This window comes from Acidovorax sp. GW835-FHT14B10, assembly GCF_058793725.1.
On record NZ_JBXAGC010000007.1, the window covers coordinates 41,449 to 66,878 of the forward strand.

Here is a 25,430-nt window from a genome sequence, read left to right on the forward strand (position 1 = left end):
TGGCGTGCGAACAACGGCCGCAGAAATAAGCCCCAATTCTTTTGGGGGGCTTTGGGTTCGCCCTCAAAAATGCTGCAAAATAGCACGAACGTTCGTTTTATTTTGCATATGCCTTCACCTACCAATTCCCGTCAGGTCACCCGTATCCCGCGCGCTGCCAGCGGCACGGGCCGCGCCTTGCAAAAAGGCCAGCAAACCAAGGCCATCATCGTGGAGGCCGCCCTGGGCCTGGCCACCCACATTGGCCTGGAAGGGCTGTCGATCGGTGCGCTGGCGGATATCACCGGCATGAGCAAGTCGGGTGTCTTTGCCCATTTCGGCTCGCGCGAAGAGTTGCAGATCTCGGTCATCCGCGAATACCACACCCGCTTCGAGCAAGAGGTTTTCTATCCGGCCATGACCGCACCGCGCGGCGTGCCACGCCTGCGGGCCCTGTTCGACAACTGGATGAAGCGCACCTCGATCGAGATCGATTCGGGCTGCATCTACATCAGCGGCGCCATCGAGTTTGGCGACCGTACCGGGCTGGTGCGCGATGCGCTGGTCAATTCGGTGCTCACCTGGCTGGCCGCCATGCAGCGCGCCATCGAATACTGCAAGGAGCTGGGCCAGTTGCGCGACGAGGTGAGCCCCGAGCAGATGCTGTTTGAAATCCACGGCCTCATCCTGGCGCTGCACTACGAGGCGCGTTTTCTGCAAACCCCGGGGGCCATCGATCGCGCCATCACGGGGTTCAACAACATTCTGGCCCGCTGCAGCCAACCGGCTGTTGCCACGGGTCGCTCCGTTTCCACCCAAACCACCAAGGAGTAAACCCATGCCTACCTACACGCCGCCCCTGCGCGACATGCAATTCGTCATGCACGAAGTGCTCAAGGTCAGTGATGAATTGAAGGCGCTGCCGCCGCATGCCGACGTGGATGTGGACACCATCAACGCCGTGCTCGAAGAAGGCGGCAAGTTTGCCGCCGAGGTGGCTTTCCCGATCAACATCAGCGGCGACACCGAAGGCTGCACGCTCGACAAGACCACCCATGAAGTGACCACGCCCCAGGGCTTCAAGGAAGCCTACGCCAAGTACGTCGAAGGCGGCTGGGCGGCACTCTCCTGCGACCCCGCGTACGGCGGACAGGGCCTGCCGTTCGTGGTGAACCAGTGCTTCTATGAAATGCTGAACTCGGCCAACCAGGCCTGGACCATGTACCCCGGCCTCTCGCACGGCGCGTATGAGTGCCTGCACGCCCACGGCACCGAAGCGCAAAAGAAGATCTACCTGCCCAAGCTCACCAGCGGCGAGTGGACCGGCACCATGTGCCTGACCGAACCCCACTGCGGCACCGACCTGGGCCTGCTGCGCACCAAGGCCGAACCCCAGCCCGACGGCACCTACAAGATCACCGGCGCCAAGATCTTCATCTCGGCCGGCGAGCACGACATGGCCCGCAACATCGTGCACCTGGTGCTGGCCCGCCTGCCCGATGCGCCCGCGGGCAGCAAGGGCATCAGCCTGTTCGTGGTGCCCAAGTTCCAGGTGAATGCCGATGGCAGCCTGGGCGAGCGCAACGCGATTTACTGCGGCGGCCTGGAGCACAAGATGGGCATCCACGGCAACGCCACGGCGCAGATCGTGATCGACGGCGCCACCGGCACCCTGGTGGGCCAGCCGCACAAGGGCCTGGCCGCCATGTTCGTGATGATGAACGCCGCCCGCCTGGGCGTGGGCAACCAGTCGCTGGGCCTGACCGAAGTAGCCTTTCAGAACGCGCTGGCCTACGCCAAGGACCGCATCCAGATGCGCAGCCTGTCGGGCACCAAGGCCAAGGACAAGCCGGCCGACCCCATCATCGTGCACCCCGACGTGCGCAAGATGCTGCTCACCGCCAAGGCCTACGCCGAAGGCGCCCGTGCGCTGCAGTGCTTTTGCGCCGTGCTGCTGGACAAGGAACTGAGCCACCCCGATGAGAAGGTGCGCAAGGACTCCGGCGAAATGCTGGCCCTGCTGACCCCCATCGTCAAGGCCTTCATCACCGACAACGGCTTTGAAGCCACCGTGATGTGCCAGCAGGTTTTTGGCGGCCACGGCTACATCAAGGAATGGGGCATGGAGCAGCATGTGCGCGACGCGCGCATCAACATGATCTACGAAGGCACCAACACCATCCAGTCACTGGACCTGCTGGGCCGCAAGATCCTGGGCAACAACGGCGCCTCGCTCAAGAAGTTTGGCAAGCTGGTGGGCCAGCTGGTGGAAGAAGAGGGCGTCAACGAAAAGATGGCCGAGTTCATCAACCCCATCGCCTACCTCGGCGACCAGATGACCAAGTTCACCACCGAGATCGGTTTCAAGGGCCTGCAGAACCCCGACGAAGTGGGCGCCGCCGCCGTGGACTACCTGCGCGTGGCCGGCCACCTGGTGTTTGGCTACTTCTTCGCCCGCATGGCCCAGGTGGCACTGCGCGAGATAGCCGCCGGCAGCAACGACCCGTTCTACCCGGCCAAGCTGCAGACGGCACGCTTTTACTTCGCCAAGCTGTTCCCCGAGACCGCCACGCTCATGCGCACGGCGCGTGCGGGCAGCCAGGTGCTGATGGACACCGATCTGGCCCTGGCCTGACCGGCAGGCAGGGCGGATTTCAAGTCTTTTGGCACTGGAGCCTCTATGTATAAAGCGGTAGCAGCTATTGTGTTGGTAGCGTCTGCGGTGCCCGCATGGGCGCAGATGACGCCCGAGGGCCTGTGGCGCAACATCGACGACAAGACCGGTGAGGCCAAGGCGGAAATCCGCATCCGTGACAACGGTGGCGCACTGTCTGGCGTGCTCGAAAAGCGCCTGGCCAAGGACGCCAGGCCCGACGACCTGTGCAAGGAATGCAGCGACGACCGCAAGGACAAGCCGCTGCTGGGCCTGGAGATCATCCGCAACGCCAAAAAGGCCGAGGGCAAGGATGTGTGGGAGGGCGGCAAGATTCTCGACCCCGAGAACGGCCGCAACTACACGCTGCGCCTGACGCCCATCGAGGGCGGCAAAAAGCTCGAAGTGCGCGGCTCCATCGGCCCCTTTGGTCGCACGCAGACCTGGATCCGGGTGCCGTAAAGACGACAACACCGTGTGCACCGTGCCCTGGTGCGGTGCACACAAAAACGAGGGCAGGGCGCCAGCCGCCGCCCTTCTGGAGAAATACCGATGTCAAGATTCCAAGTCAAGAAAGTCGCCGTCCTCGGCGCGGGCGTGATGGGTGCGCAGATCGCGGCCCACCTCGTCAATGTGAAGGTGCCGGTGGTGCTGTTTGACCTTCCCGCCAAGGAAGGCGCCAAGAACGGCATCGTCACCCGCGCCATCGACAACCTCCAGAAGCTCAAGCCCGCGCCGCTGGGCGTGGCCGACGACGCCGCCCTGATCGGCCAGGCCAACTACGAAGAGCACCTGGAGCAATTGCGTGGCTGCGACCTCATCATCGAGGCCATCGCCGAGCGCATGGACTGGAAGCTCGACCTGTACAAGAAGATCGCGCCGTTCGTGGCACCGCACGCCATCGTGGCGTCCAACACTTCGGGCCTGTCGATCACCAGGCTGTCCGAGGCACTGCCCGAGAACATCCAGCCGCGTTTTTGCGGCATCCACTTCTTCAACCCACCGCGCTACATGACGCTGGTGGAGCTGATCGACACCCCCACCACCGCCCCCGAAGTGCTCGACCAGCTCGAAGCCTTTGTGACCAGCGGCCTGGGCAAGGGTGTGGTGCGCGCGCACGACACGCCCAATTTCATCGCCAACCGCGTGGGCATCGCCGGCATGCTGGCCACCATGAAGGAAGTCGAGAATTTCGGCCTGACCTTTGACGTGGTGGACGACCTCACGGGCAAGAAGCTGGGCCGCGCCAGCAGCGGGACCTTCCGCACCGCCGACGTGGTGGGCCTGGACACCATGGCCCACGTCATCAAGACGCTGCAGGACAACCTGGACGAGCAGAGCGACCCGTTCTACGCCAGCTTTGAAACGCCCGCCGTGCTGAAAAAGCTGCTGGAGCTGGGTCACCTGGGCCAGAAAACCCAGGCCGGTTTCTACAAGAAGGTGGGCCGTGACGTGCTGCGCTTCGATCTGGAGGCGGAAGACTACGTGCCCGGCGGTCAGAAGGCCGACGAGGTGTATGGACGCATGCTCAAGAAGCCTGCCGCACAGCGCCTGAAGCTGTTGCGCAATGCCGAAGGCGCGCAGGGCCAGTTCCTCTGGGCCATTCTGCGCAACAGCTTTCACTACGCTGCGGTGCACCTGGGCACCATTGCCGACAACGCCCGCGATGTGGACTTGTGCCTGCGCTGGGGCTTTGGCATGCAGCAGGGCCCGTTCGAGCTGTGGCAGGAAGCCGGTTGGCTCGATGTGGCGAAGATGATCCAGGAAGATATCGATGCAGGCAAAGCGCTCAGCAAGGTGCCGCTGCCCGAGTGGGTGTTCAAGGGCCCCGTGGCCGAGGCCGGCGGCGTGCATACCGCGCAGGGTTCGTGGAGTGCATCTGCTTCCAAATTCGTAGCGCGTCGCGCTTTGCCCATGTACACCAGGCAGCATTTTCCTGAAAAACTGCTGGGCGAAGCCTTGCCCGACTACAAGACCGCTGGCAAGACGCTGCACGAAGACGACGCCATCCGCCTGTGGACGCTGGACGGCGATGACCGCCCCTCCGGTAGCGGGGTGCTCATCGCCAGCATCAAGACCAAGATGCACGCCATCAGCCCCGACGTGTGCGAGGGCCTGAACCTGGCGGTCGAGATGGCCGAGAAGGACTTCCAGGGCGTGGTGATCTGGTCGGGCGACGAGCCCTTCAGCGTGGGCGCCGACCTGCAGGCCATGCTGCCCGCCTTCATGATCGCCGGCGTGAGCGCGGTCGAAGGGGCCGAGCACGAAATGCAGCAGACCATGCTGCGCCTGCGTTACGCCAACGTGCCCGTGGTCTCTGCCGTGCGCGGCATGGCGCTGGGCGGTGGCTGCGAGCTGGCCGTGCACTCGGCCCGCCGCGTGGTGCACATGGAAAGCTACATCGGCCTGGTCGAAGTGGGTGTGGGCCTGGTGCCCGGCGCTGGCGGCCTGACCTACATCGCCCGCCGTGCGGCCGAGAATGCCGAGGCCTCGACCGGCAAGGACTTGCTGCCCTTCCTGACCGAAGGCTTCACCGCCGCCGCCATGGCCAAGGTGGGCACCAGCGCGCTCGAATCGCGCAAGCTGGGCTATGTGTTGCACAGCGACGTGATCGTGCCGCACAAGGACGAGCTGCTGTTCGTGGCCATCAACGAGGCCAAGGCCCTGGCCAACGGCGGCTGGCGCGCCCCGCACAAGCGCCTGTTCCCCGTGGCGGGCCGCAGCGGCATCGCCACCATCAAGGGCTCGCTGGTCAACATGCGTGACGGCGGCTTCATCAGCCAGCACGACTTCCACATCGCCAGCCTGATCGCCGAAGTGGTCTGCGGCGGCGACGTGGATGCGGGCACGCTGGTGAGCGAGGAGTACCTGATGGCGCTGGAGCGCAAGGCCTTCTGCGCGCTCATCGAGCACCCCAAGACGCAGGAGCGCATCCTGGGCATGCTCTCGACGGGCAAACCGGTGAGAAATTGATTGGCCACCATCACCATGAGCGAACACGCCCCCAACCAACTGCAGCGCTCGCTGATGCGCCTGGACGAGGCACCCGCCTTCCTGCGCGGCTTCGTGCAGAACATCATCCTGCGCCGCGCCGTGCCCTTCACCGGAACGGCCGGGGTGCAGTTCGTGTCGCTGACGCCCGAGCGGGTGGAGGTGCGCCTGGCCAACACGCACCGCGTGCAAAACCACATTGGAGGGGTGCATGCCTCGGCCATGAACCTGCTGGCCGAAACGGCCACTGGCATGGTGGTGGGCATGAATGTGCGCGATGACTGCACGCCGCTGGCCAAGGAGTTCAGCATGGCGTTCAGGAAGCGCGCCACGGGTGGCCTCAAGGCCGTGGCCACGCTCACGCCCGCGCAGCGTGCTGCCCTGCAGGCCAGCGACAAGGGTGAGGTGGAGGTTGCGGTCACCGTGACCGACGAAGCCGGCGTGGAGCCGGTCGAATGTGTTTTTACGTGGGCCTGGGTTCCAGCCAGCCGCCCCGCCAAGAATTGAAGGAGTTATCCCATGGCCCAACCCATCCAGGAAGCCTACATCGTCGCGGCCACGCGCACGCCCATCGGGCGCTCGCACCGCGGCTTCTTTCGCAACATGCGCCCCGATGATCTGCTGGCCACCACCCTCAAGGCCGCGCTGGCGGCTGCGCCGGGCCTGGACCCTGCAGCGATTGAAGACATCATCTGTGGCTGCGCCATTCCGGAAGCGCAGCAGGGCCTGAACGTGGCGCGCATTGGCGCCGTGCTGGCCGGCCTGCCCACCAGCGTGGGCGGCATCACCGTCAACCGTTTCTGCGCATCGGGCCTGTCGGCCGTGCAGATGGCCGCCGACCGCATCCGCGTGGGCGAGGCCGAGGTGATGATCGCCGCCGGGGTAGAAAGCATGAGCATGGTGCCCATGATGGGCAACAGCCCCAGCCTGTCGCCCAGCATTTTCGAGCGCGAAGGCGATGTGGGCATTGCCTACGGCATGGGCCTCACGGCCGAGAAGGTGGCGCAGCAGTGGAAGGTGAGCCGCGAAGCGCAGGACGCGTTTGCGCTGCAGTCGCACCTGAAGGCCCTGGCTGCGCAAAAGGCCGGCTACTTTGCCGACGAGATCACGCCCATCGAGGTGACCGACCGCACGGCCAACCTCGAAACCGGCGAGTCGATGGCCACCACACGCACCGTGGGCCTGGACGAAGGCGCGCGCGCTGACACGTCGCTCGAAGGCCTGGCCAAGCTGCGCACGGTGTTTGCCGCGCGCGGCTCGGTCACGGCGGGCAACAGCTCGCAGACCAGCGATGGCGCCGGTGCGCTGATCCTGGCCAGCGAGTCGGCAGTGAAGCGGTTTGGCCTCACGCCCCTGGCGCGTTTCGTGAGCTACGCCGCCAAGGGCGTGCCTCCGCACATCATGGGGATCGGCCCTATCGAAGCCATTCCCGCCGCGCTGCGCTACGCGGGGCTGAACCAGCAGGACATTGACTGGTTCGAGTTGAACGAAGCGTTTGCGGCGCAGTCGCTGGCGGTGATGAACACGCTGGGGCTGGACCCTTCCAAGGTGAACCCGATGGGGGGCGCGATTGCGCTGGGGCATCCGCTGGGGGCGACGGGAGCGATCCGGTCGGCGACGGTGGTGCATGCGCTGAAGCGCAACAAGCTCAAGTACGGCATGGTGACCATGTGTGTAGGCATGGGCCAAGGCGCCGCCGGCATTTTTGAATCGGTGTGAGTTGGCTGGCTACCGAGCGGGCCATCTGCGTCGTTGGGCGGTGCGCGGAATCCTCACGTACAGCAAGTACGTTCCGGTTCCTGTGCTCCGTCCGCCTAGCAGCTGATCCCGCTCGCTACGCCCTTGAGGGTGGGGTATGAAGACAGATGCCTCTGAGCACAGTTTTTCATCGCCGTTCGGGCTGAGCCTGTCGAAGCCGGGTACGGGGAGCGTTTTCTTTTCCAACCGGTGCAGACCGGTTCGATGCCAGGAGACACAGATGAACCAGCAGACCTTGCAGGTCACGGACGCAGTGCCCCTGGCGCTGCGTGTGTACGAGCCCGAGGGCGCGGCCCGTGCCAGCGTCGTCATCGGCGGCGCCATGGGGGTGCGGCAGTCGTTCTACGAGGCCTTTGCCCTGTGGATGGCCCAGCAGGGGTATCGGGTCACCACCTTTGATTACCGGGGCCATGGCGATTCTCTGCAGGGGGCCCTGCGCGATGTGAAGGCCGATCTGTTTGACTGGGCGCAGGATTACGAGGCCGTGATCTCAGATCGTGAACACGTTCTCAAAGGCCAAGGCGGCGCTGCCCTCGCAGCCGCTGTTTCTGCTGGGGCACAGCCTGGGGGCCCAGCTGCCAGGCCTGCTCCAGAAACCCGAGCAGGTCGATGGCCTGCTGAGCGTGGCCGCTGGCAGTGGCTACTGGCGCGACAACGCACCCAGGCTCAGGCGCGTCGTTCCGTATTTCTGGTGGGTGCTGGTGCCGCTGGCCACGCGGCTGTGCGGCTACTTTCCGGGGCGTGCGCTCAGGAAGGTGGGCGACTTGCCGGCAGGGGTGATCCTGCAGTGGCGCCGCTGGTGCCTGAACCCTCGCTACAGCGTGGGCGCGGAAGGCCCGGCCGTGGCGCAAAGCTATGGGGCGGTGCGGTTTCCGGTGCTGGCGCTGTCCATGGCCGATGACGAGCTCATGACCTTGCGCGGCACGCACAACCTGCTCAATCTGTACGCCAACACCGAGCGCCGGGTGGAGCGCATCACCCCGGCCGAGCTGCAGGTGCGGCGCATCGGGCATTTCGGGTTTTTTCGCGCGCAGTTTCAGTCCAGCCTCTGGCCGCGTGCGGCAGCATTGCTGGCGAGTCTCCCGCGCGCCACAGCGCCATCGGCTGCGGCAGTCACCGGTACGACCGCATAGCCATCCATTTGGCGGCACACTCGCAGCATGACTTCTTCCCAAATCCATCCCCTGGACGAAGCGCTGACGCTGGCGCCGTCTTCTACCCCGGGTCTGTACCAGGGCCAGACCCATGCGGGCTACTGGAACATGGTGGGCCCCTTTGGCGGCATCACCGCAGCCACGTTGCTGCAGGCCGTCATGCAGCACCCGGCGCGGCTGGGCGACCCGTTGTCGCTCACCGTCAACTACGCCGGTGCCCTGGTGGCGGGGCCTTTCACCGTGCAGGCCACGCCGGTGCGCACCAACCGCTCTACCCAGCACTGGACGCTGTCGATCCTGCAGGCCGATGCCGAGGGTGCCCAGGTGGTCACCACCACCGCCACCGCCGTGACGGCCGTGCGCCGCGAGACCTGGAGCGCGGGCGATGTGCCCATGCCCGACGTGCCGCAGCCGGCGGACCTGCCCGCCATTCCACCGGGCTTTGGTTCGGAGTGGCTCAGCCGCTATGAGATGCGACCCGTGACCGGAACGCTGCCGCGCGCCTGGGATGGCAGCGGCGACCACAGCCTGACCCAGCTGTGGATGCGCGATGCACCCCCGCGTCCGCTCGACTTTTGCGCGCTGGCGGCGCTGGCCGATGTGTTCTTTCCCCGTGTCTGGTTGCGCCGTGCGCGCCGCGTGCCTGCGGGCACCGTGTCCATCACGGTGTACTTTCACGCCAGCGCCGAGCAGTTGCTGCAAACCGGCATGGGCTACCTGCTGGGCCAGGCGCGCGGGCAGGAGTTTCGCAACGGCTTTTTTGACCAGACCGTGCAGCTGTGGAACGAGGCGGGCACCATGCTGGCCACCAGCCACCAGATCGTTTACTACAAGGAATAAGCAGCGGGCACTGTGTCGCCCCCATTTCCCTTCACAACCCCCAGACCCACCATGACCGAAGCCACCCAAGACATCCTCGTGCACACCGAAGCGGGCGTGACCACCATCACCTTCAACCGCGTGGACAAGAAAAACTCCATCACCACCACCATGTATGCCGCCATGGCCGATGCGCTGGTTGCTGCCGAGGCGGACGCCAGCGTGCGCGCGGTGGTGTTCCAGGGCGACGTGGCGGTATTCAGCGCCGGCAATGACATTGGTGATTTTCTGCAGCAGCCGCCCGCCACCCAGGATTCGCCCGTGTTCCGCTTCCTGCGCGGCCTGGCCGCTTTTCCCAAGCCCGTGATTGCAGCGGTCTGCGGCCCGGCGGTGGGCATCGGTACCACCTTGCTGTTCCACTGCGATCTGGTCTATGCGGGCGACAACGCCGCGTTCTCCATGCCGTTCGTCAACCTGGGCCTGTGCCCCGAGGCCGCATCGAGCCTGCTGGTGCCGCAGATGCTGGGCTACCACCGCGCCGCCGAAGCGCTGCTGCTGGGCGAACCCTTCATGGCCGAGGCGGCGCTCGAAGTGGGCCTGGTCAACCGCGTGGTGCCCCCCACGGAATGCAATGGCGTGGCGCAGGCACAGGCGCGCAAGCTGGCCGCCAAGCCGCTGTCGGCGCTGATCGAGACCAAGCGCCTCATGAAAAAAGGCCAGGCCCCCCAGGTGCTGGCCGTGATGGCCGAAGAAGGCGCCAGCTTTGGCCGCATGCTGCGCGAGCCCGCAGCGCGCGAAGCCTTTGGCGCTTTCATGGAAAAACGCAAGCCAGACTTCAGCAAGTGCTGAGGTCTGGTGTCGCCACAGGCGACCGGGATGCGTGGCAGCCCGAGTGTTTTCGTTAAAAACGCAAGCCAGACTTCAGCCATTGCTGAAACCAGTGCTGCGCCCGCCGCCCCAGGGACACCGATGACAGAAACCATAGCAACACCCGTCGGGTTCGAGCCCGAGTTCATTGCTGGCGTGAAAACCATTTTTGAGGAAAAGATTGTCTTCAACCAGGTGCTGGGCCTCCAGGTGGTCAGTCTCGCGCCCGAGTGTGTGGTGGCCCGCATCGACATGAAACCCGAGCTGGTCGGGCACTTCGCCTACAACCGCATCCACGGCGGCGTGATCAGCGCGGGCCTCGATGCCATGGGGGGGCTGGCCGTGATGGCCGCCATTGGCGCCAAGCACATGGACGAAACGCCCGAACAGCGCCTGCACCGCTTTGCCCGGCTGGGCACCATTGATCTGCGCGTGGACTATCTGCGGCCGGGCATCGGCAGCCATTTCGAGTTGCGCGCCGAGGTGCTGCGCCTTGGCTCGCGCGTGGCCACCACGCGCATGGAATTTTTGGGGCCCGATGGCGTGCTCATGTCCGCGGCCGCCGCCGCCTATATCGTGTCCTGAACGCGCCCGATCTGGTGTGTCCATGCAAGTGATGCAAGTGCATGCAACCAGCGAACGATTTGGTTACCGATCTTGCGCAAGACGCCAAGGTGCAATGTCCCTGCACTCCTACGATGCCTTCTTTTCAAGGAGATCCGATGGCTGTGCAGAACCCCTTTTTTGGCAAGCGCGAAACTGAAACCTTCCAGCCCCGCCACAACACGGTCACCCCCAGCACCGTGAACAGCGTGGCACCCAGTGCCAGCGCAGCGGTTGCAGCCGCTGCCGCCAAGGCGCCGGCAGAAAGCAGTGGCAGCAAGCTCACCGTGGGCCCCAACATCAAGCTCAAGGGGGTAGAGATCACCGATTGCGACACCCTGGTGGTGGAAGGCACGGTGGAAGCCACCATGGATTCGCGGGTCATCCAGATTGCCGAGCAGGGCGCGTTCCGTGGCTCGGCCGACATCGACATCGCCGAAATCCGCGGCGAGTTCAATGGCACGCTCACCGTGCGCGACAAGCTCGTCGTCTTTGCCACCGGCAAGGTCAGCGGAAAAATCCGCTATGGCAAGCTGGTGGTGGAAGAGGGCGGCCAGCTGTCGGGCGAAATCGAGGTGGGCGTGGGCACCGCCACCAGTGCCCGCCCCGCGGCCGGAGCGCGGCCCATGGAAGCGCCGGTGTCGGCTGTGGCGCTGGCCTGAAGCGCAGCTGAAACGGGATCTCGTCTGCCTGGCCATGGCCCGCAGGCACAGGAGGGGCATGGCCATTGCGCCGGTGGCCTGATCGCCGTGCTCAGGCAGGCACCGGCACCGGGCGCGGCCGGCCTTCGGCGTCGATGGCCACATAGGTCAGGCGCGCTTCGGTCACCTTCAGGTATCGGCCCTGGTCCGAGAAGCGTTCGGCATACACCTCCACCTCCACCGTGATGGAGGTGCGGCCAATGCGCGTGACGGCGGCGAAGAAGGACAGGATGTCGCCCACCCGCACCGGTTGCTTGAAGATGAACTCGTTCACCGCCACGGTCGCCATGCGGCCCTGGATATAGCGCGCGGGCAGCACCGAACCGGCCAGATCGACCTGCGCCATCACCCAGCCGCCGAAGATATCGCCGTTGGCGTTGCTGTCGGCGGGCATGGGAATGACCTTCAGTACCAGTTCATGGCTGGAGGGCAAGGCGGGTGCGGGGAGGTGGGGCACATCAGGCATGGGCACAATCGGGGTGAAAACAAGCAACCCCCGGAATTGTCCCCTATGCGCCACCACGGCGATTCTTCTCCCCCTCCTTCTCCGAACGACCCCGCGCACAAACGCTCTGACTGGGCCACGCTCTCACGCCTTCTGCCGTATCTGTGGCAGTACAAGGGGCGTGTCGTTCTGGCCATCGTGTTCATGGTGGGCGCCAAGGTTGCCAACGTGGGCGTGCCGGTGCTGCTCAAGAACCTGGTCGATGCCATGGCGCTCAGGCCCGGCGATCCGGCCGCCGTGCTGGTGGTGCCGGCCGGGCTGCTGCTGGCCTACGGGCTGCTGCGCCTGTCCACCTCGCTGTTCACCGAGTTGCGCGAACTGGTGTTTGCCAAGGCCACGCAGGGCGCGGCGCGCTCGATTGCCTTGCAGACCTTCGAGCACCTGCACGCGCTGAGCCTGCGCTTTCACCTGGAGCGCCAGACCGGCGGCATGACACGCGACATCGAACGCGGCGTGCGCGGCATCGAGTCGCTGATCTCGTTCACGCTGTTCAACATCGGCGCCACGCTGATCGAGGTGGCCATGGTGCTCACGGTGCTGGCCGTCAAGTTCGACGCCTGGTTTGCCTGGATCACGCTGGCCGCGCTGGCCTGCTACATCGCCTTCACGGTGCTGCTGACCGAGTGGCGCACCCAGTTCCGCCGCCAGGCCAACGAGTTCGATTCGGCCGCGCACAGCAAGGCGGTGGATTCGCTGCTCAACTACGAAACCGTCAAATACTTCAACAACGAAAGTTTTGAGGCCCGCCGCTACGACGAAAGCCTGCAGCGCCTGCGCGCCGCGCGCCTGAAGGCGCAAAGCTCGCTCTCGCTGCTCAACACCGGCCAGCAGCTCATCATCGCCACCGGCTTGGTGGCCATGCTCTGGCGCGCCACGCAGGGCGTGGTCGATGGCCGCATGACGCTGGGCGACCTGGTCATGGTCAACGCCTTCATGATCCAGCTCTACATCCCGCTGAACTTCCTGGGCGTGATCTACCGCGAGATCAAGCAGAGCCTGACCGACCTGGACAAGATGTTCACCCTCATGGACCGTGAGCGTGAGGTGGCCGACGCCCCCGGCGCGCAGCCGCTCGTGGGGCTGGCGCAGCCCACGGTGCGCTTTGAGAACGTGCAGTTTGCCTACGACCCGGCCCGGCCCATCCTCAAGGGCATCAGCTTCGAGATTCCGGCGGGCAAGACGGTGGCAGTGGTCGGCCCTTCGGGCTCGGGCAAGTCCACGCTGGCGCGGCTGCTGTTTCGCTTCTACGACATCCAGCAGGGCCGCATCACCATGGCCGGGCAGGAAATCCGCGACGTGACGCAGGCCAGCCTGCGCCAGGCCATCGGCATCGTGCCGCAGGACACCGTGCTGTTCAACGACACCGTGGCCTACAACATCGGCTACGGCCGCCCCGGCGCCAGCCAGGCCGAGATCGAGGAAGCCGCCCGCGCGGCACGCATCCACGACTTCATCACCGCCACGCCCAAGGGCTACGCCACCCAAGTGGGCGAGCGCGGCCTGAAGCTGTCGGGCGGTGAGAAACAGCGCGTGGCCATTGCGCGCACCTTGCTGAAGAACCCGCCGGTGCTGATCTTCGATGAAGCTACCAGTGCGCTGGATTCGGCCAACGAGCGCGCCATCCAGGCCGAACTGCAAAGCGCCGCGCGCAACCGCACCACGCTGCTCATTGCCCACCGTCTCTCTACCGTGGTCGATGCGCACCAGATCCTGGTGATGGACGCCGGCCAGATCGTCGAGCGCGGCACGCACGGCGAGCTGCTGGCACTGGACGGGCGCTATGCCAGCATGTGGGCGCTGCAGCAAAGCGGGATGGAGTGATGGGGATGGTTGGTGCAAACCCGAATGATTGATGTGAATTAAGCACCAATCCATTGTGATCCGACCGTCTTCCTGACGGGACGCTCTACTGAAACAATCGAGCAGAATCGCGATCGATGCTCTCCTTGCACCAAAAAGCACGGAAGCGTGATTGCCCACGAAGCCCGTTGTTCCCGGAGGAGCCCAGACCGTGTCGGATTTACGTTTTTCTGCGCTGATGCAGACCCGCCTGGCGGCCGACCCGCAGGCTCCGGCCTTTGTGCACGGCGAGGGCGTCACCACGGTGGCGGCGCTGGCGCAGCAGGTGCAGTGCATGACGGCCTGGTTGCGTGCCGCGGGTATCGGGCCCGGGGACCGGGTGGCCGTCTGGCTGGTGAACCGGGTTGAATGGCTGGCGCTGCTGATGGCGGCCGCACGCATCGGCGCCACGGTGGCGGCGGTCAACACCCGTTACCGCCGGGAAGAGGTGGCCCACATCCTGCGCACCAGTGGCGCCCGTCTGCTGGTGACGCAGCGGCCCCACCAGCGGCTGGACTTTCTGGCCATCCTGGCAGACCTGGACCCCGTGCAAGTGCCCGATTTGCAGCAGGTGGCCGTGTTGGGCAGCGGCAGCGCCGCGCCTGCTGGCGTGGCCGACCTTGTCGTCGGCCTGGCCTGGCCGCTGGTTCCATTGGACTGGCAGCAATGTGCGCCCGATACCGGGCCGGACGACTCGGACCCCGACGCCACGGTGGTGCTGTTCTCCACCTCGGGCACGACCAAGGCGCCCAAGCTGGTGATGCACCCGCAGCGCACCCTGGTGGACCATGCCTTGCGTTGCGTGGCTGCCTACCGCCTGCATGCGCCCGGCGCCTGCCTGCTGACCCTGCTGCCGCTGTGCGGCGCTTTTGGCTTGAACAGCACCCTGGCCGCGTTCGCCGCGGGCGCGCCGGTGGTCTTGCCGGCATTGTTTGAAGCCGGCGAGGCCGCAGCCTTGCTGGCAGGCCATGCGGTGACGCATTGCTTTGGCAGCGACGAGATGGTGCGCCGCCTGGCGGAAAGCTCGGAGGCGGCGCAGCCTTTTCCATCGCTGCGCTTCTTTGGCTTTGGCGCCTTCACGTCGAATTTCACCGAAATCGCCCAGGCCTGTTGTGCGCGGGGTATCCCGCTGCATGGCCTGTATGGTTCCAGCGAGGTGCTGGCGGTTTTCTCCGCCCAGGCCGGCGACCTGCCCTTGGCGCAGCGCCTGGAAGGCGGCGGCATGCCCGTGGCCGGGGCGCAGGCGCGCATTCGCATCCGCGACGAGGCCACGGGCCAGTTGCTGCCACAGGGGCAGTCGGGACAGATCGAAATTCAGGCGCCCAGCCTGTTTCAGGGCTACTTCGGCAATCCGGCGGCCACGGAAGAAGCCATGTGCGAGGGTTATTTCAAGACCGGCGACCTGGGCCATCTGCGGCCCGATGGCAGCCTGGTGTTCGAGACCCGCCTGGGCGATGCCGTGCGTCTGGGCGGCAACCTGGTCAACCCGGCGGAAATCGAAGAGCTGCTGCAGCGTGACCCGTCGGTGCGTGAGGCCCAGGTGGTGGCGGTGCCTATCCAGGGCCAGGATCGGCCTGTGGCCTTCATCGTGCCCGAGGCGGGGGCGGCGCCCGACACGGCGGCCTTGCTGGCCCCGCTGCGCCAGTCGATTGCCGGCTACAAGGTGCCCCAGCGGGTGTGGATGTTGGCGGCCTTTCCGCTGACCCAGGGCGCCAACGGCAACAAGATTTCCCGTGCGCAGTTGCGCCAGATGGCGCAGGAACGCCTGGCCGCCGAAGTCACCCCGTCCCAGGAACCCGCATGAACCCCCGTTACTTTGAAGACTTCACCGTGGGCGAGCAGTTCACCAGCTCGGGCCGCACCGTCACCGAAGCCGACCTGACCCTGTTCAACATGATCTCGGGCGACTGGAACCCCATCCACGCCGACGCCGAGTTTGCCGCTGGCACCCGCTTCGGCCAGCGCATCGTCCACGGCGCCTTTGGCGTGGCCTTGCTGACGGGCTTCATGCACCAGATGGGAATTTTCGAGGGCACGGCGGTGGCCATGCTGTCGCTCAAGGAGTGGAGCTTCAAGGCCCCCATCCTGATAGGCCAGACCCTGCGCCTGCAGCTCACCGTGACCGAGCTGGACCCCGGCAGCAGCGCCCGCGTGGGCCGCCTGGGCCGGCATTTGCAGCTGCGTGACCAGCACGGCCAGGTCGTGCAGGAAGGCAGCAGCGATCTGCTCATCCTCAAGCGACCGCCCACAAGTCACGCCTGATCCCGTCTGATTTCCCAGCCTTGCCCGCTTCCCTTCCCCATCCTCAGGAGACAACATGAAAAAACGCCTTTCCACCCTTGCCGCAGTGACCCTGGCCCTGTGCTCCGCCACGGCGGTGACCCAGGCCCACGCCCAGGCCTATCCCAGCAAGCCTGTGACCATCGTGGTGCCGTATTCCGCGGGTGGGCCGGTGGACAACTTCATCCGCGCCCTGAGTCAGCAGCTGTCCGACAGCTGGAAGCAGCCGGTGGTGGTGCTCAACAAGCCGGGCGCCAACGAAATCATTGGCGCCGACCAGGTCGCCAAGAGCGCGCCCGACGGCTACACCCTGTTCGCTGGCACCGAGGCCTCGCTCACCATGAGCCCGCATCTCTACAAGAAGCTGCCCTACAACGTGGAGACCGACCTGGTACCCATCAGCCAGCTGATCAGCCTGCCGCTGATGCTTTTCACCCACAAGAACACCCCGGCCAACACGGTGACCGAGTTTGTCGAGCTGGCCCGCAAGGCCAAGGCCCAGGGCAAGCCGCTGAGCTATGGATCGTCCGGCGCGGGCGGCATTGCCCACCTGCCCATGGTGACCTTTGAAAAGCAGGAAGGCATCTCCATGACCCATGTGCCCTACCGGGGCGCGGCCAACCTGATTCCCGACGTGATCGCTGGCCAGGTGGATGCCGCGGTGCTGGCCGTGTCGGTGATCGAGCAGCACGTGAAGACCGGCGCGCTCAAGCCCCTGGCGGTGTCGTCCGAGACCCGCAGCGCGGCCTTGCCCCAGGTGCCCACCTTCAAGGAGGCGGGCGTCAAGGACATCCATGCCATCTTCAGCATTGGCCTGCTGGCACCCAAGGGCACGCCGGCGGCAGTGGTAGACAAGCTGGCCGCCAGCACCCGGAGCATCATCGCGGCGCCAGACTTCCGCCAGAAGAACATCGATGCCTTCAGCTATGTGCCCGTGGCCTCGACCCCGGTGGAGTTCAAGACCTATCTGAGCAGCAACAGCAAGCTGCAGGCCGAGCGGGTCAAGGCCTCGGGCGTGACGCTGGACTGAGCCCCATCTGTCTTCCCTTCGTTTCCCGACCTCCTGAACGAGTGACCATGAACGCCATCACGTCCCGAATCCCCGCCGCGCTGCAGAACCTGGCGCTGCCCATCATCGCCTCGCCGATGTTCACCGTCAGCTACCCCGAGCTGGTGCTGGCGCAGTGCAAGGCCGGCATCGTGGGCTCGTTCCCGGCGCTCAATGCCCGCCAGCCCGAGCTGCTGGGCGAGTGGCTGCACCGGATGAAGTCCGACCTGGACGCCTACCGCAGCGCCCACCCCGGCCAGCCGGTGGGCCCCATCGCGGTCAACCAGATTGCGCACAGCTCCAACGTGCGCCTGATGCAGGACATGGAAACCTGCATCCAGCACCAGGTGCCCGTCATCATCACGTCGCTGCGCGCGCCCGCGCGCGAAGTCGTGGATGCCGTGCACGGCTACGGCGGCGTGATCTTTCATGACGTGGTCAATGTGCGCCATGCGCAAAAGGCGCTGGAGGCGGGGGTGGATGGCCTGATCGTCGTGGCCGCGGGTGCTGGCGGCCATGCGGGCACCCAGTCGCCCTTTGCCTTGGTGGGCGAGGTGCGGCGCATTTTTGACGGCCCCCTGGCCCTGTCTGGCGCCATGGCCACCGGCGGCGCCGTGCTGGCTGCCCGTGCCATGGGTGCGGACTTTGCCTACATGGGCACGCGCTTTATCGCCAGCAAGGAAGCCAACGCCAGCGAGGAATACAAGCAGGCCATCGTGAAGGCGGGTGCGTCGGACATCATCTACAGCAACTGGTTCTCGGGCGTGCATGGCAACTACCTGCGCGAGAGCATCGAGCGCGTGGGCCTGGACCCGGAAAACCTGCCGGTGGGCGACAAGGCCAACATGAGCTTTGCCGATGGCCGGTCCAAGGCCAAGGCCTGGAAAGACATCTGGGGTGCGGGCCAGGGCGTGGGCCAGATTCACGACCTGCCCGAAGTGCGGGAGATCGTGGCCAGGCTGCGCGCCGAATACGACCTGGCCCGCGCACGCATTTGCACGGGTTGACGTCTGGCGCTTTCCAGGTCCAGATCGGCGTCACGATGGCGAAGCCTTATGCTCGCGGTTCGAAGGAGGGGCCGGTGGATCAGTCGCCGTATTTGTTTTTTGCGGAAGTGGTGGAGGCCGGCAGTTTTGCGATGGCGGCCCGGCGTCTGGGCATGGACCGCTCCAACGTCAGCCGCCGTATCAAGGAGCTGGAACACACCGCTGGCGTGCAGTTGATGCGCCGCACCACCCGAAAAATGGTGCTGACCGATCTGGGCGCCGCGTTCTACGAGCAATGCCTGGCGGTGCGCAGCGAAATCGAGCAGGCCAAGAACCTTCTGCTGTCGCATGGCGATGGAGTGCGAGGGCCCCTGCATGTCAGTTGCCCGCCGGCAATTGGCCGGCTGTACCTGGTGTCTGTGTTCGAGGCGTTCTGTCGCCGTTACCCTGCGGTGTCCCTGCAGATCACCTTGAAGTCGGGCGCGGTGGATTTGATCGATGAGCGGATCGATGTGGCGATCCGTTTCACCAACGAGCCATCGCCACACCAGGTGGCCAGGGTCTTGGGGCAGACGCACTGGATTTTTTGTGCCAGCCCGGACTACCTGGCCGAGCATGGCACCCCGCAGTTTCCCGAGGACCTTGCGCACCATGCATGGCTGGGCATGCGCACCCGCATGGAACTGCAGTTGCGCAAGGAGGCCGCCCTGCACCGCGTGGTGCTGCGCTCGCGCGTCGCCTGCCCCGATTACGCCCTGCTGGGGCAGATGGCCCGCGATGGGCTGGGCGTGTGCCTGCTGCCCGTCTATGTCGCGTCTCGCGGCCTGCCCCAGGGCGGTTTGGCCCAGGTGTTGGCCGACTACCAGGTCGAGCCCACGCCTGGCAGCACCTTGTACGCCATGACCCTGCCAGGCATCCATTCACCGCCGCAGGTCAAAGCCTTTGTCCAGTTCCTGGCCGAGACCGTGCAGGCGGAATTCATCCATTGAAATTTTAAGAAAATACAGCCAATACCCCTTTCAATGCAGCGGTAGAAGCTATATTTTTAGGCGCAAATTGGGGCTTACTTCTTGCGCGCGGCGATGGTTTTCTCGGCAGCGGCCACCAGGTCGGCACCGATCTGGCCCTTCCACTTCTCGACCACGGGGCGCGTGGCCTTCACGAAGGCTTCACGCTCGGCGGGGGTGAGCTGCGTCACGGTGACGCCATGGCTGGCGATCTCTTTCAGCAGCGGCTTGTCGGCCTCGATCACGCCCTTGCGCGCAATGGCGATCTGCTCTTTGCCCGCGTCGATGGCGGCCTGTTTGACGATCTCGCGGTCGGCCGGCGTCCAGCTGTTCCAGATGTCCTTGTTCACCACGAAGATGAGCGGATCATTCATGTAGCCCCACAGCGTCAGGTGCTTTTGCGCCACGGTGTACAGCTTGGCGGCCATGTAGACCGACAGGGGGTTTTCCTGCCCGTCCACTGCGCTGCTGGCCATGGCCGGCTGGGCGTCGGCCCAGCTCATCTGCGTGGGGTTGGCGCCCAGGGCGGTGAAGGTGTCCAGGAACAGGGGCGAGCCCACCACGCGGATCTTCATGCCCTTGAGGTCTTCGGGCGACTTGATGGCCTTCTTGGAGTTGGAGATTTCGCGGTAGCCGTTCTCGCCCCAGGCCAGCGGCACCACGCCGGCTTTTTCCAGCGTCTGGAACAGGCTCTTGCCCACTTCACCCTGCGTGAGCGCGTCGGCGGCGGCGTAGTCGGGCATCAAAAAGGGCAGCGAGAACAGGTTGAGCTGCTTGACCTGGGGCGACCAGTTGATGGTCGAGCCCACGGCCATGTCGATCACGCCCTGGCGCAGTGCGCTGAATTCACGCGTCTGGTCGCCCTGGATCAGCGAGACGCCGGGGTAGAGCTTGATGTTGATGCGGCCGTTGGTGCGCTCGCGCACCTTGTTGGCCCACAGCTCGCCGCCCTTGCCCCAGGGGAAGGCCGTGCCCAGCACCAGCGACATGCGGTATTCGCTTTTGTAGGCGGTTTGCGCGATGGCGGCAGGGGCGGTGAATGCCAGGGTGGCCGCAGCGGCCACGGCCGAGGTGAGGAACGTACGCAGTTTCATTTTTCAGTCTCCTTCAGTTTGGACAAGGTTGCACAGCGAAATCAGTAGCCCAGGCGGGCGGGCAGCCACAGCGCCAGTGGCGGAAAGGCAATCACCAGCACCATGACGAGGAACATGGCGAACAGCATCCAGCCGACCCAGCGCACGGTGGACTCCATGCGCACGCCGGCGATGCGGCACGACACCATCAGGTTGACGGCCAGGGGCGGGGTGAACTGGCCCAGGGCCACCTTGAGGGTCAGGATCACGCCGAACCATACCGGGTCCCAGTGGTAGTGGTTCATGATGGGCAGCAAGAGCGGCACGAAGATCAAAAAGATCGAGATGCCGTCGAGGAACATGCCCACGGTGATCAGCAGCACGATCAGCAGCGCCAGCACGCCGTATTCGCCCAGGCCCGAGTGCACGATGGCATTGGCCACCGGGTCGATCACGCCCAGCGTGGACAGCGAGAAGGCAAAGATGCCCGCCAGCGACACCACGATGAGGATCACGGCCGACAGCTCGCCCGATTCGCGCAGGATGGGGAACAGGTCACGCACTGTGATGGTGCGGTGGATCACCATGCCCACGAACAGGCCGTAGAACACCGCCACCACGGCGGCCTCGGTGGGGGTGAACCAGCCCGCGCGCATGCCGCCCAGGATGAGCACCGGCGCGGCCAGGCCCCACAGGGCTTCGCGCAGGCTCTTCCAGAAGGGTGGGCGGGGCAGGGTGGCTTCGAGCGCGCCCATCTTGTGTTGGCGCGCCATCCACACGGCCGGAACGATCAGCGCAATGCCGGCCAGCACGCCCGGCACCATGCCGGCCGCAAACAGCGCCGGCACCGAGGCGCCGGGCACCAGCACCGAGTAGATGATGAAAGCCACCGAGGGCGGGATCAGGATGTCGGTGGCGGCCGCAGCGCCCACGACACTGGCCGAGAACGAGGGCGGGTAGCCCGCGCGCGACATGGCGGCAATCATCACGCCGCCCACGGCGGCGGCGTTGGCCGGGCCCGAGCCCGAGATGCCGCCCAGGAACATGGCCACGGCAATGGCCACCAGCGGCAGCATGCCGGGGCCGCGCCCGACGATGGCCACGGCAAAATTCACCAGGCGCAGCGCCACGCCCGAGCGGTCGAAGATCGAGCCCACCAGCACGAACATCGGAATGGCCAGCAGCGGGTATTTGCCCAGGCCGGCGTAGAAGTTCTGCGGCACGGCCAGCAGGCCGAACCACTGGCTGTCGGCATTGGCCAGCGCAATGGCGGCGGCACCGGCCAGGCCCAGGGCGGCACCAATCGGCACGCCCACGAACATCATGGCCAGGAAGGCCACGAACAAGAGCGTAGCGATCATGCCTGGAAGTCTCCGTGGTGGTCTGCGGGCGGCGCCTGGCGGCCGCGCCGGATGAACAGGCCGATGGCGCGCGCGGCAATCAGCGCCGAGATCAGGGGCAGCCAGATCGAATACCACCACTGGGGCACGCCGATGCCCGGCGAGGTTTCGCCAAAGCGGTAGTCGTCCCACACCACGCGCACGCTCAGCACGGCAATCAGGCCAAACAGCAGTGCCACCATGAGCGCGCCAAACCGTGCCAGCAGCTGGCGGCGGGCAACGGAGCCGCCTTCGGCAAAGTATTCGATGCGGATGTGCTGGTCGCGTGCCACCGCAGCCGAGCCGGCCACCAGCGCCAGCACGATCATCAGGAAGACGGAAATCTCCTCGGTCCAGGCAAACGAGGAATTGGTGAAGTAGCGCACCAGCACGTTGGCGAAGGTGATGAGGGCCAGGGTGGCCATCACGATCACCGTGAGCCAGTCTTCGATGCGCAGCGAGCGGGGGGCGTTGTCTTCAGGTGCCGGGGGAGCCGAGGCGAAAGCCGTCGGTCCGTGGGGGGAGGAGGGTGGCATGGGGCAGAGTCTCGGGGAAACAAACAGGGCGAATGCTGTCGCTCTGCCCGGCAGTGTTGTGCACCTGGGGCCTTGGACGGGGCGGGCGCTGTGTGCGCCGCCGCATATTATGGGGCGTGTTGTGGGGGCCACTCGCCTTCGGGCAGGCCGGCGGCAGCGCCCGTGCGCGCGGATAATGCGGCGATGGAAACCAAGTGGCTTGAGGATTTTGTCAGCCTGGCCGAGACGCGCAGCTTCAGCCGGTCTGCCCAGCTGAGGCATGTGACGCAACCGGCCTTTTCGCGCCGTATCCAGGCGCTGGAAGCGTGGGCCGGAACCGATCTGGTCGATCGCAGTTCCTATCCCACCCGACTGACATCGGCGGGCAAGACGCTGTACGACCAGGCGCTGGAGATGCTGCAGGCCATGCAGAACACGCGTGCCATGCTGCGCGCGCACACCAGCGCCAGCCGCGACATGATCGAGTTTGCGGTGCCGCACACGCTGGCCTTCACTTTTTTCCCGGCGTGGGTGTCAAGCCTGCACGGGAAATTCGGCCCCTTCAAGAGCCGCCTGATTGCGCTCAATGTGCACGATGCGGTGATGCGCCTGGTGGAAGGGGGCTGCGATCTGATGATCGCCTACCACCACGCTTCGCAACCTTTCCAGCTGGACACCGACCGCTACGAGATGGTCAACCTGGGGCAAGAGGTGCTGTCGCCCTACAGCAAGGCCGACGCCGATGGGCAGCCGCTGTTTCGCCTGCCTGGCCGCGCCGGCCAGCCGCTGCCCTACCTGGGTTACGCGCCTGGCGCCTACCTGGGGCGCATGACCGAGCTCATCCTCAAGGAGTCGGGCACCGCCATTCATCTGGAGCGGGTCTATGAAACCGACATGGCCGAAGGCCTCAAGGCCATGGCGCTGGAGGGGCATGGCGTGGCGTTTCTGCCGCACAGTGCCGTCAGGAAGGATGTGCGTGGGCGCAAACTGGTGAGCGCGGTACCTGAAGGCCAGGCGGGCTTGCAGATCGTGATGGACGTGCGCGCCTACCGCGAGAAACCTGGCGCAAAGGAAGCTCCGAAAGGCACAGCCCAGGCCTTGTGGGCGTATTTGCAGGCGCAAGGTTCCATGCGGATATAGACTGCTCGGCTGGTTTTCCGGGCTTTCGGCCGTGGAAATTCACACGACTGTCACCAACAGTCCAGGGCGGGTCGGAACAGACCGCAGAGCTTGCAGCAACACATCGCTGTGGCACAAAGATTGCTGGTTCGCATGGCAAGTATTCACAAGGGCATCACGGCATGAAGGCTGGGCAATGGGTGGGGGCATGGTGCTTGGCCGCCGAGGGCCCGGCCTTTCGCGCGATTTCTGAAAATACCCTGCCGACCCGGTGCCGTTCTGAACGGCACGGCAGGTAAACCCCCTGTTCTGGACTGTGCCGCCCGCACACAATGCGGGTGGACGCAAGTCTCTAGAATTCCTTTTTTACATGACACTAGGAGATTGAAATGAAGAAGCACATTTTCGCGATGGCCGTGGTCACACTCGCGGCCGGTAGCGCCTTTGCGCAGGCTGGTGATACGCTGGCCAAGATCAAGTCTTCGGGCAGCGTGACGCTGGGCGTGCGTGAGTCCTCGGGTCTGTCCTACACGCTGGGCAACGGCAAGTACGTGGGCTTCCATACCGAGATGGCCGAAGTCATCATCTCCGACATCCGCAAGAAGCTGGGTCTGTCCGCGCTGGAAACCAAGTACCAGCCTGTCACCTCGCAAAACCGTATCCCGCTGGTGACCAATGGCACGGTGGATCTGGAGTGCGGTTCCACCACCAACAATGCGGCCCGCCAGAAGGACGTGGCCTTTGCCGTGACCACCTATGTGGAAGAGGTGCGCATGGTCGTCAAGGCCAATTCGGGCATCACGTCGATCAAGGACCTGAACGGCAAGAGCGTGGCCACCACCACCGGCACCACCTCGGTGCAGACCCTGCGCAAGAACGAGCGCGCCGGCGGCATCGACTTCAAGGAAGTCTATGGCAAGGACCATGCCGACAGCTTCCTGCTGCTGGAAACCGGCCGTGCCGATGCGTTCGTGATGGACGGCTCCATCCTGGCCGCCAACATCTCCAAGTCCAAGAACCCGGCCGATTTCAAGATCGTCGGGGAAGTGCTGTCGGTCGAGCCGATTGCCTGCATGTTGCGCAAGAACGACCCGGCCTTCAAGAAGGCCGTGGACGACAGCATCAAACGCCAGATCGCCGACGGTTCGCTGGCCAAGCTGTACGACAAGTGGTTCCTGCAACCCGTGCCACCCACCAACACCAAGATCGGCCTGCCCCTGTCTGACGCCACCAAGGCGGCTTGGGCCAACCCCAACGACAAACCCATGGAAGACTACGCCAAGAAGTAATCGGCGCTCGGCAACGCCCCTTCGAGCCATGCGTGTTCGGGGGGGCTTTTTTTGTTGGGCGCGCGCCATGCGCTGTCCGGCTTCATGCAGAAATTGGGGGGTACTCCTATGAGTTGGGATTGGCAGGTGTTCTGCCAGGACACCTTGGATAAAGTGGCGGTGCAAGGCTGCTTCGGCAAGGGCGGTGACATCACTTATCTGGACTGGATGCTGTCGGCCTGGGGCTGGACCGTGTCGGTTTCGCTGTTGGCACTGTTGCTGGCGCTGGTGCTGGGGTCGTGCATCGGCACGCTGCGCACCTTGCAGGGGCGGCCGGTGGTCGTGCGTCTGGGCAACGCCTGGGTGGAACTGTTCCGCAACATCCCGTTGCTGGTACAGATTTTCCTGTGGTACCACGTGGTGCCGACGCTGTTTCCTGTGATGCAGGGCGTGCCCGGCTTCGTGCTGGTGGTGCTGGCGCTGGGTTTTTTCACGTCGGCGCGCATTGCCGAGCAGGTGCGCTCGGGCATTCAGGCCCTGCCGCGCGGCCAGCGCTATGCGGGTCTGGCCATGGGCTTCACGACCTTCCAGACCTACCGCTACGTGCTGTTGCCCATGGCGTTTCGCATCATCATTCCGCCGCTGACCAGCGAGACGATGAACATCTTCAAGAACTCGTCGGTGGCGTTTGCCGTGTCGGTGGCCGAACTCACGATGTTCGCCATGCAGGCGCAGGAAGAAACCTCGCGCGGCATCGAGGTCTACCTGGCCGTCACGGCCTGCTACATCGTCTCGGCATTTGCCATCAACCGCATCATGGCTTTCATCGAAAAACGCGCGCGCGTGCCGGGCATGGTCGTGGCCGGCGGATCGGGAGGGCACTGAC

23 protein-coding genes and 1 pseudogene are annotated in these 25,430 nt (G+C 65.2%); 20 read left to right on the plus strand and 4 right to left on the minus strand.

Features of this window, described 5'->3' with window-relative positions:
• Positions 1–108: 108 nt before the first annotated feature.
• The 11 genes and pseudogenes from AC1Q5S_RS07410 (at position 109) to AC1Q5S_RS07460 (ending at position 11,486) form a co-directional block, all read left to right on the plus strand.
• Complete coding sequence (locus AC1Q5S_RS07410; RefSeq protein ID WP_303834586.1) at positions 109–813, plus strand: TetR/AcrR family transcriptional regulator; 705 nt, start codon at positions 109–111, stop codon at positions 811–813.
• Positions 814–817: 4 nt separating this feature from the next.
• Complete coding sequence (locus tag AC1Q5S_RS07415; protein ID WP_492238591.1) at positions 818–2,614, plus strand: acyl-CoA dehydrogenase C-terminal domain-containing protein; 1,797 nt, start codon at positions 818–820, stop codon at positions 2,612–2,614.
• Between the two features lie 45 nt (positions 2,615–2,659).
• On the plus strand, positions 2,660–3,094 hold the full coding sequence (locus tag AC1Q5S_RS07420; RefSeq protein ID WP_303834582.1) for a DUF2147 domain-containing protein: 435 nt from the start codon (positions 2,660–2,662) through the stop codon (positions 3,092–3,094).
• A gap of 90 nt (positions 3,095–3,184) precedes the next feature.
• Positions 3,185–5,605, plus strand: coding sequence for a 3-hydroxyacyl-CoA dehydrogenase/enoyl-CoA hydratase family protein (locus AC1Q5S_RS07425; RefSeq protein WP_492238592.1), 2,421 nt, complete (start codon positions 3,185–3,187; stop codon positions 5,603–5,605).
• Positions 5,606–5,620: 15 nt separating this feature from the next.
• A complete protein-coding gene (locus AC1Q5S_RS07430) occupies positions 5,621–6,130 on the plus strand; it encodes a DUF4442 domain-containing protein (protein ID WP_026436707.1) in 510 nt (169 codons plus the stop codon).
• A gap of 12 nt (positions 6,131–6,142) precedes the next feature.
• Entirely contained in the window at positions 6,143–7,342 is a 1,200-nt protein-coding gene (locus AC1Q5S_RS07435; RefSeq protein WP_492238593.1) for an acetyl-CoA C-acyltransferase, read from the plus strand.
• Between the two features lie 259 nt (positions 7,343–7,601).
• Positions 7,602–8,514: pseudogene (locus AC1Q5S_RS07440) on the plus strand (alpha/beta hydrolase family protein).
• 27 nt (positions 8,515–8,541) lie between these two features.
• Complete coding sequence (locus tag AC1Q5S_RS07445; protein WP_422205298.1) at positions 8,542–9,375, plus strand: acyl-CoA thioesterase; 834 nt, start codon at positions 8,542–8,544, stop codon at positions 9,373–9,375.
• A gap of 51 nt (positions 9,376–9,426) precedes the next feature.
• A complete protein-coding gene (locus AC1Q5S_RS07450) occupies positions 9,427–10,203 on the plus strand; it encodes an enoyl-CoA hydratase (RefSeq protein ID WP_303834573.1) in 777 nt (258 codons plus the stop codon).
• Positions 10,204–10,323: 120 nt separating this feature from the next.
• A complete protein-coding gene (locus AC1Q5S_RS07455) occupies positions 10,324–10,806 on the plus strand; it encodes a thioesterase family protein (RefSeq protein WP_303834571.1) in 483 nt (160 codons plus the stop codon).
• A gap of 137 nt (positions 10,807–10,943) precedes the next feature.
• Positions 10,944–11,486 carry a bactofilin family protein gene (locus AC1Q5S_RS07460; RefSeq protein ID WP_303834569.1) on the plus strand — a complete coding sequence of 181 codons (543 nt, stop codon included), beginning with the start codon at positions 10,944–10,946 and terminating at the stop codon, positions 11,484–11,486.
• Positions 11,487–11,577: 91 nt separating this feature from the next.
• Here AC1Q5S_RS07460 and AC1Q5S_RS07465 read toward each other — a convergent pair whose 3' ends face one another.
• Entirely contained in the window at positions 11,578–11,991 is a 414-nt protein-coding gene (locus AC1Q5S_RS07465; RefSeq protein ID WP_303834568.1) for an acyl-CoA thioesterase, read from the minus strand.
• Positions 11,992–12,036: 45 nt separating this feature from the next.
• Between AC1Q5S_RS07465 and AC1Q5S_RS07470 the strand changes: the two genes are divergently transcribed.
• The 6 genes from AC1Q5S_RS07470 to AC1Q5S_RS07495 all read left to right on the plus strand — a co-directional run bounded on the left by AC1Q5S_RS07470 (position 12,037) and on the right by AC1Q5S_RS07495 (position 19,172).
• Positions 12,037–13,851 carry an ABCB family ABC transporter ATP-binding protein/permease gene (locus tag AC1Q5S_RS07470; protein WP_303834566.1) on the plus strand — a complete coding sequence of 605 codons (1,815 nt, stop codon included), beginning with the start codon at positions 12,037–12,039 and terminating at the stop codon, positions 13,849–13,851.
• A 190-nt stretch (positions 13,852–14,041) separates the two neighbouring features.
• The gene (locus tag AC1Q5S_RS07475; RefSeq protein ID WP_422205302.1) at positions 14,042–15,673 is read left to right on the plus strand and encodes an AMP-binding protein; all 1,632 of its coding nucleotides are present in this window, start codon (positions 14,042–14,044) and stop codon (positions 15,671–15,673) included.
• Entirely contained in the window at positions 15,670–16,131 is a 462-nt protein-coding gene (locus tag AC1Q5S_RS07480; RefSeq protein WP_422205304.1) for a MaoC/PaaZ C-terminal domain-containing protein, read from the plus strand. The genes AC1Q5S_RS07475 and AC1Q5S_RS07480 overlap by 4 nt, the downstream gene beginning before the upstream one ends.
• Before the next feature lie 55 nt (positions 16,132–16,186).
• Positions 16,187–17,179 (plus strand): Bug family tripartite tricarboxylate transporter substrate binding protein, encoded by a 993-nt coding sequence (locus AC1Q5S_RS07485; RefSeq protein WP_303834561.1) that lies wholly within the window; start codon positions 16,187–16,189, stop codon positions 17,177–17,179.
• Between the two features lie 47 nt (positions 17,180–17,226).
• Positions 17,227–18,204, plus strand: a complete 978-nt coding sequence (locus tag AC1Q5S_RS07490) for an NAD(P)H-dependent flavin oxidoreductase (protein ID WP_303834559.1) — start codon at positions 17,227–17,229, stop codon at positions 18,202–18,204.
• 74 nt (positions 18,205–18,278) lie between these two features.
• On the plus strand, positions 18,279–19,172 hold the full coding sequence (locus AC1Q5S_RS07495) for a LysR family transcriptional regulator (protein ID WP_422205306.1): 894 nt from the start codon (positions 18,279–18,281) through the stop codon (positions 19,170–19,172).
• A gap of 74 nt (positions 19,173–19,246) precedes the next feature.
• Here AC1Q5S_RS07495 and AC1Q5S_RS07500 read toward each other — a convergent pair whose 3' ends face one another.
• Genes AC1Q5S_RS07500 through AC1Q5S_RS07510 form a run of 3 tightly spaced genes read right to left on the minus strand, consistent with a single transcriptional unit; the run spans position 19,247 to position 22,178 of the window.
• Positions 19,247–20,284 (minus strand): DctP family TRAP transporter solute-binding subunit, encoded by a 1,038-nt coding sequence (locus AC1Q5S_RS07500; protein WP_422205308.1) that lies wholly within the window; start codon positions 20,282–20,284, stop codon positions 19,247–19,249.
• Positions 20,285–20,325: 41 nt separating this feature from the next.
• Positions 20,326–21,624: a TRAP transporter large permease gene (locus tag AC1Q5S_RS07505; protein WP_422205310.1), complete on the minus strand. Its 1,299-nt coding sequence runs from the start codon at positions 21,622–21,624 to the stop codon at positions 20,326–20,328.
• On the minus strand, positions 21,621–22,178 hold the full coding sequence (locus tag AC1Q5S_RS07510) for a TRAP transporter small permease (RefSeq protein WP_303834552.1): 558 nt from the start codon (positions 22,176–22,178) through the stop codon (positions 21,621–21,623). Before AC1Q5S_RS07510 ends, AC1Q5S_RS07505 begins: the two co-directional genes overlap by 4 nt.
• Positions 22,179–22,361: 183 nt before the next feature.
• On the opposite strand from AC1Q5S_RS07510, the gene AC1Q5S_RS07515 reads away from it, so the two are divergent.
• From AC1Q5S_RS07515 to AC1Q5S_RS07525, 3 genes are all read left to right on the plus strand, one after another.
• Positions 22,362–23,297 carry a LysR family transcriptional regulator gene (locus AC1Q5S_RS07515; RefSeq protein ID WP_303834549.1) on the plus strand — a complete coding sequence of 312 codons (936 nt, stop codon included), beginning with the start codon at positions 22,362–22,364 and terminating at the stop codon, positions 23,295–23,297.
• Between the two features lie 368 nt (positions 23,298–23,665).
• A complete protein-coding gene (locus AC1Q5S_RS07520) occupies positions 23,666–24,565 on the plus strand; it encodes a transporter substrate-binding domain-containing protein (protein WP_422205313.1) in 900 nt (299 codons plus the stop codon).
• Between the two features lie 108 nt (positions 24,566–24,673).
• Entirely contained in the window at positions 24,674–25,429 is a 756-nt protein-coding gene (locus AC1Q5S_RS07525) for an amino acid ABC transporter permease (protein ID WP_303834545.1), read from the plus strand.
• Position 25,430: the final 1 nt, after the last annotated feature.

Excerpts from the sequence above, each read along its gene's own strand:
- AC1Q5S_RS07410 (WP_303834586.1), top strand. The coding sequence starts at position 109 with ATGCCTTCACCTACCAATTCCCGTCAGGTCACCCGTATCCCGCGCGCT.
- AC1Q5S_RS07415 (WP_492238591.1), top strand. The coding sequence starts at position 818 with ATGCCTACCTACACGCCGCCCCTGCGCGACATGCAATTCGTCATGCAC.
- AC1Q5S_RS07420 (WP_303834582.1), top strand. The coding sequence starts at position 2,660 with ATGTATAAAGCGGTAGCAGCTATTGTGTTGGTAGCGTCTGCGGTGCCC.
- AC1Q5S_RS07425 (WP_492238592.1), top strand. The coding sequence starts at position 3,185 with ATGTCAAGATTCCAAGTCAAGAAAGTCGCCGTCCTCGGCGCGGGCGTG.
- AC1Q5S_RS07430 (WP_026436707.1), top strand. The coding sequence starts at position 5,621 with ATGAGCGAACACGCCCCCAACCAACTGCAGCGCTCGCTGATGCGCCTG.
- AC1Q5S_RS07435 (WP_492238593.1), top strand. The coding sequence starts at position 6,143 with ATGGCCCAACCCATCCAGGAAGCCTACATCGTCGCGGCCACGCGCACG.
- AC1Q5S_RS07445 (WP_422205298.1), top strand. The coding sequence starts at position 8,542 with ATGACTTCTTCCCAAATCCATCCCCTGGACGAAGCGCTGACGCTGGCG.
- AC1Q5S_RS07450 (WP_303834573.1), top strand. The coding sequence starts at position 9,427 with ATGACCGAAGCCACCCAAGACATCCTCGTGCACACCGAAGCGGGCGTG.
- AC1Q5S_RS07455 (WP_303834571.1), top strand. The coding sequence starts at position 10,324 with ATGACAGAAACCATAGCAACACCCGTCGGGTTCGAGCCCGAGTTCATT.
- AC1Q5S_RS07460 (WP_303834569.1), top strand. The coding sequence starts at position 10,944 with ATGGCTGTGCAGAACCCCTTTTTTGGCAAGCGCGAAACTGAAACCTTC.
- AC1Q5S_RS07465 (WP_303834568.1), bottom strand. The coding sequence starts at position 11,991 with ATGCCTGATGTGCCCCACCTCCCCGCACCCGCCTTGCCCTCCAGCCAT.
- AC1Q5S_RS07470 (WP_303834566.1), top strand. The coding sequence starts at position 12,037 with ATGCGCCACCACGGCGATTCTTCTCCCCCTCCTTCTCCGAACGACCCC.
- AC1Q5S_RS07480 (WP_422205304.1), top strand. The coding sequence starts at position 15,670 with ATGAACCCCCGTTACTTTGAAGACTTCACCGTGGGCGAGCAGTTCACC.
- AC1Q5S_RS07485 (WP_303834561.1), top strand. The coding sequence starts at position 16,187 with ATGAAAAAACGCCTTTCCACCCTTGCCGCAGTGACCCTGGCCCTGTGC.
- AC1Q5S_RS07490 (WP_303834559.1), top strand. The coding sequence starts at position 17,227 with ATGAACGCCATCACGTCCCGAATCCCCGCCGCGCTGCAGAACCTGGCG.
- AC1Q5S_RS07500 (WP_422205308.1), bottom strand. The coding sequence starts at position 20,284 with ATGAAACTGCGTACGTTCCTCACCTCGGCCGTGGCCGCTGCGGCCACC.
- AC1Q5S_RS07505 (WP_422205310.1), bottom strand. The coding sequence starts at position 21,624 with ATGATCGCTACGCTCTTGTTCGTGGCCTTCCTGGCCATGATGTTCGTG.
- AC1Q5S_RS07510 (WP_303834552.1), bottom strand. The coding sequence starts at position 22,178 with ATGCCACCCTCCTCCCCCCACGGACCGACGGCTTTCGCCTCGGCTCCC.
- AC1Q5S_RS07515 (WP_303834549.1), top strand. The coding sequence starts at position 22,362 with ATGGAAACCAAGTGGCTTGAGGATTTTGTCAGCCTGGCCGAGACGCGC.
- AC1Q5S_RS07520 (WP_422205313.1), top strand. The coding sequence starts at position 23,666 with ATGAAGAAGCACATTTTCGCGATGGCCGTGGTCACACTCGCGGCCGGT.
- AC1Q5S_RS07525 (WP_303834545.1), top strand. The coding sequence starts at position 24,674 with ATGAGTTGGGATTGGCAGGTGTTCTGCCAGGACACCTTGGATAAAGTG.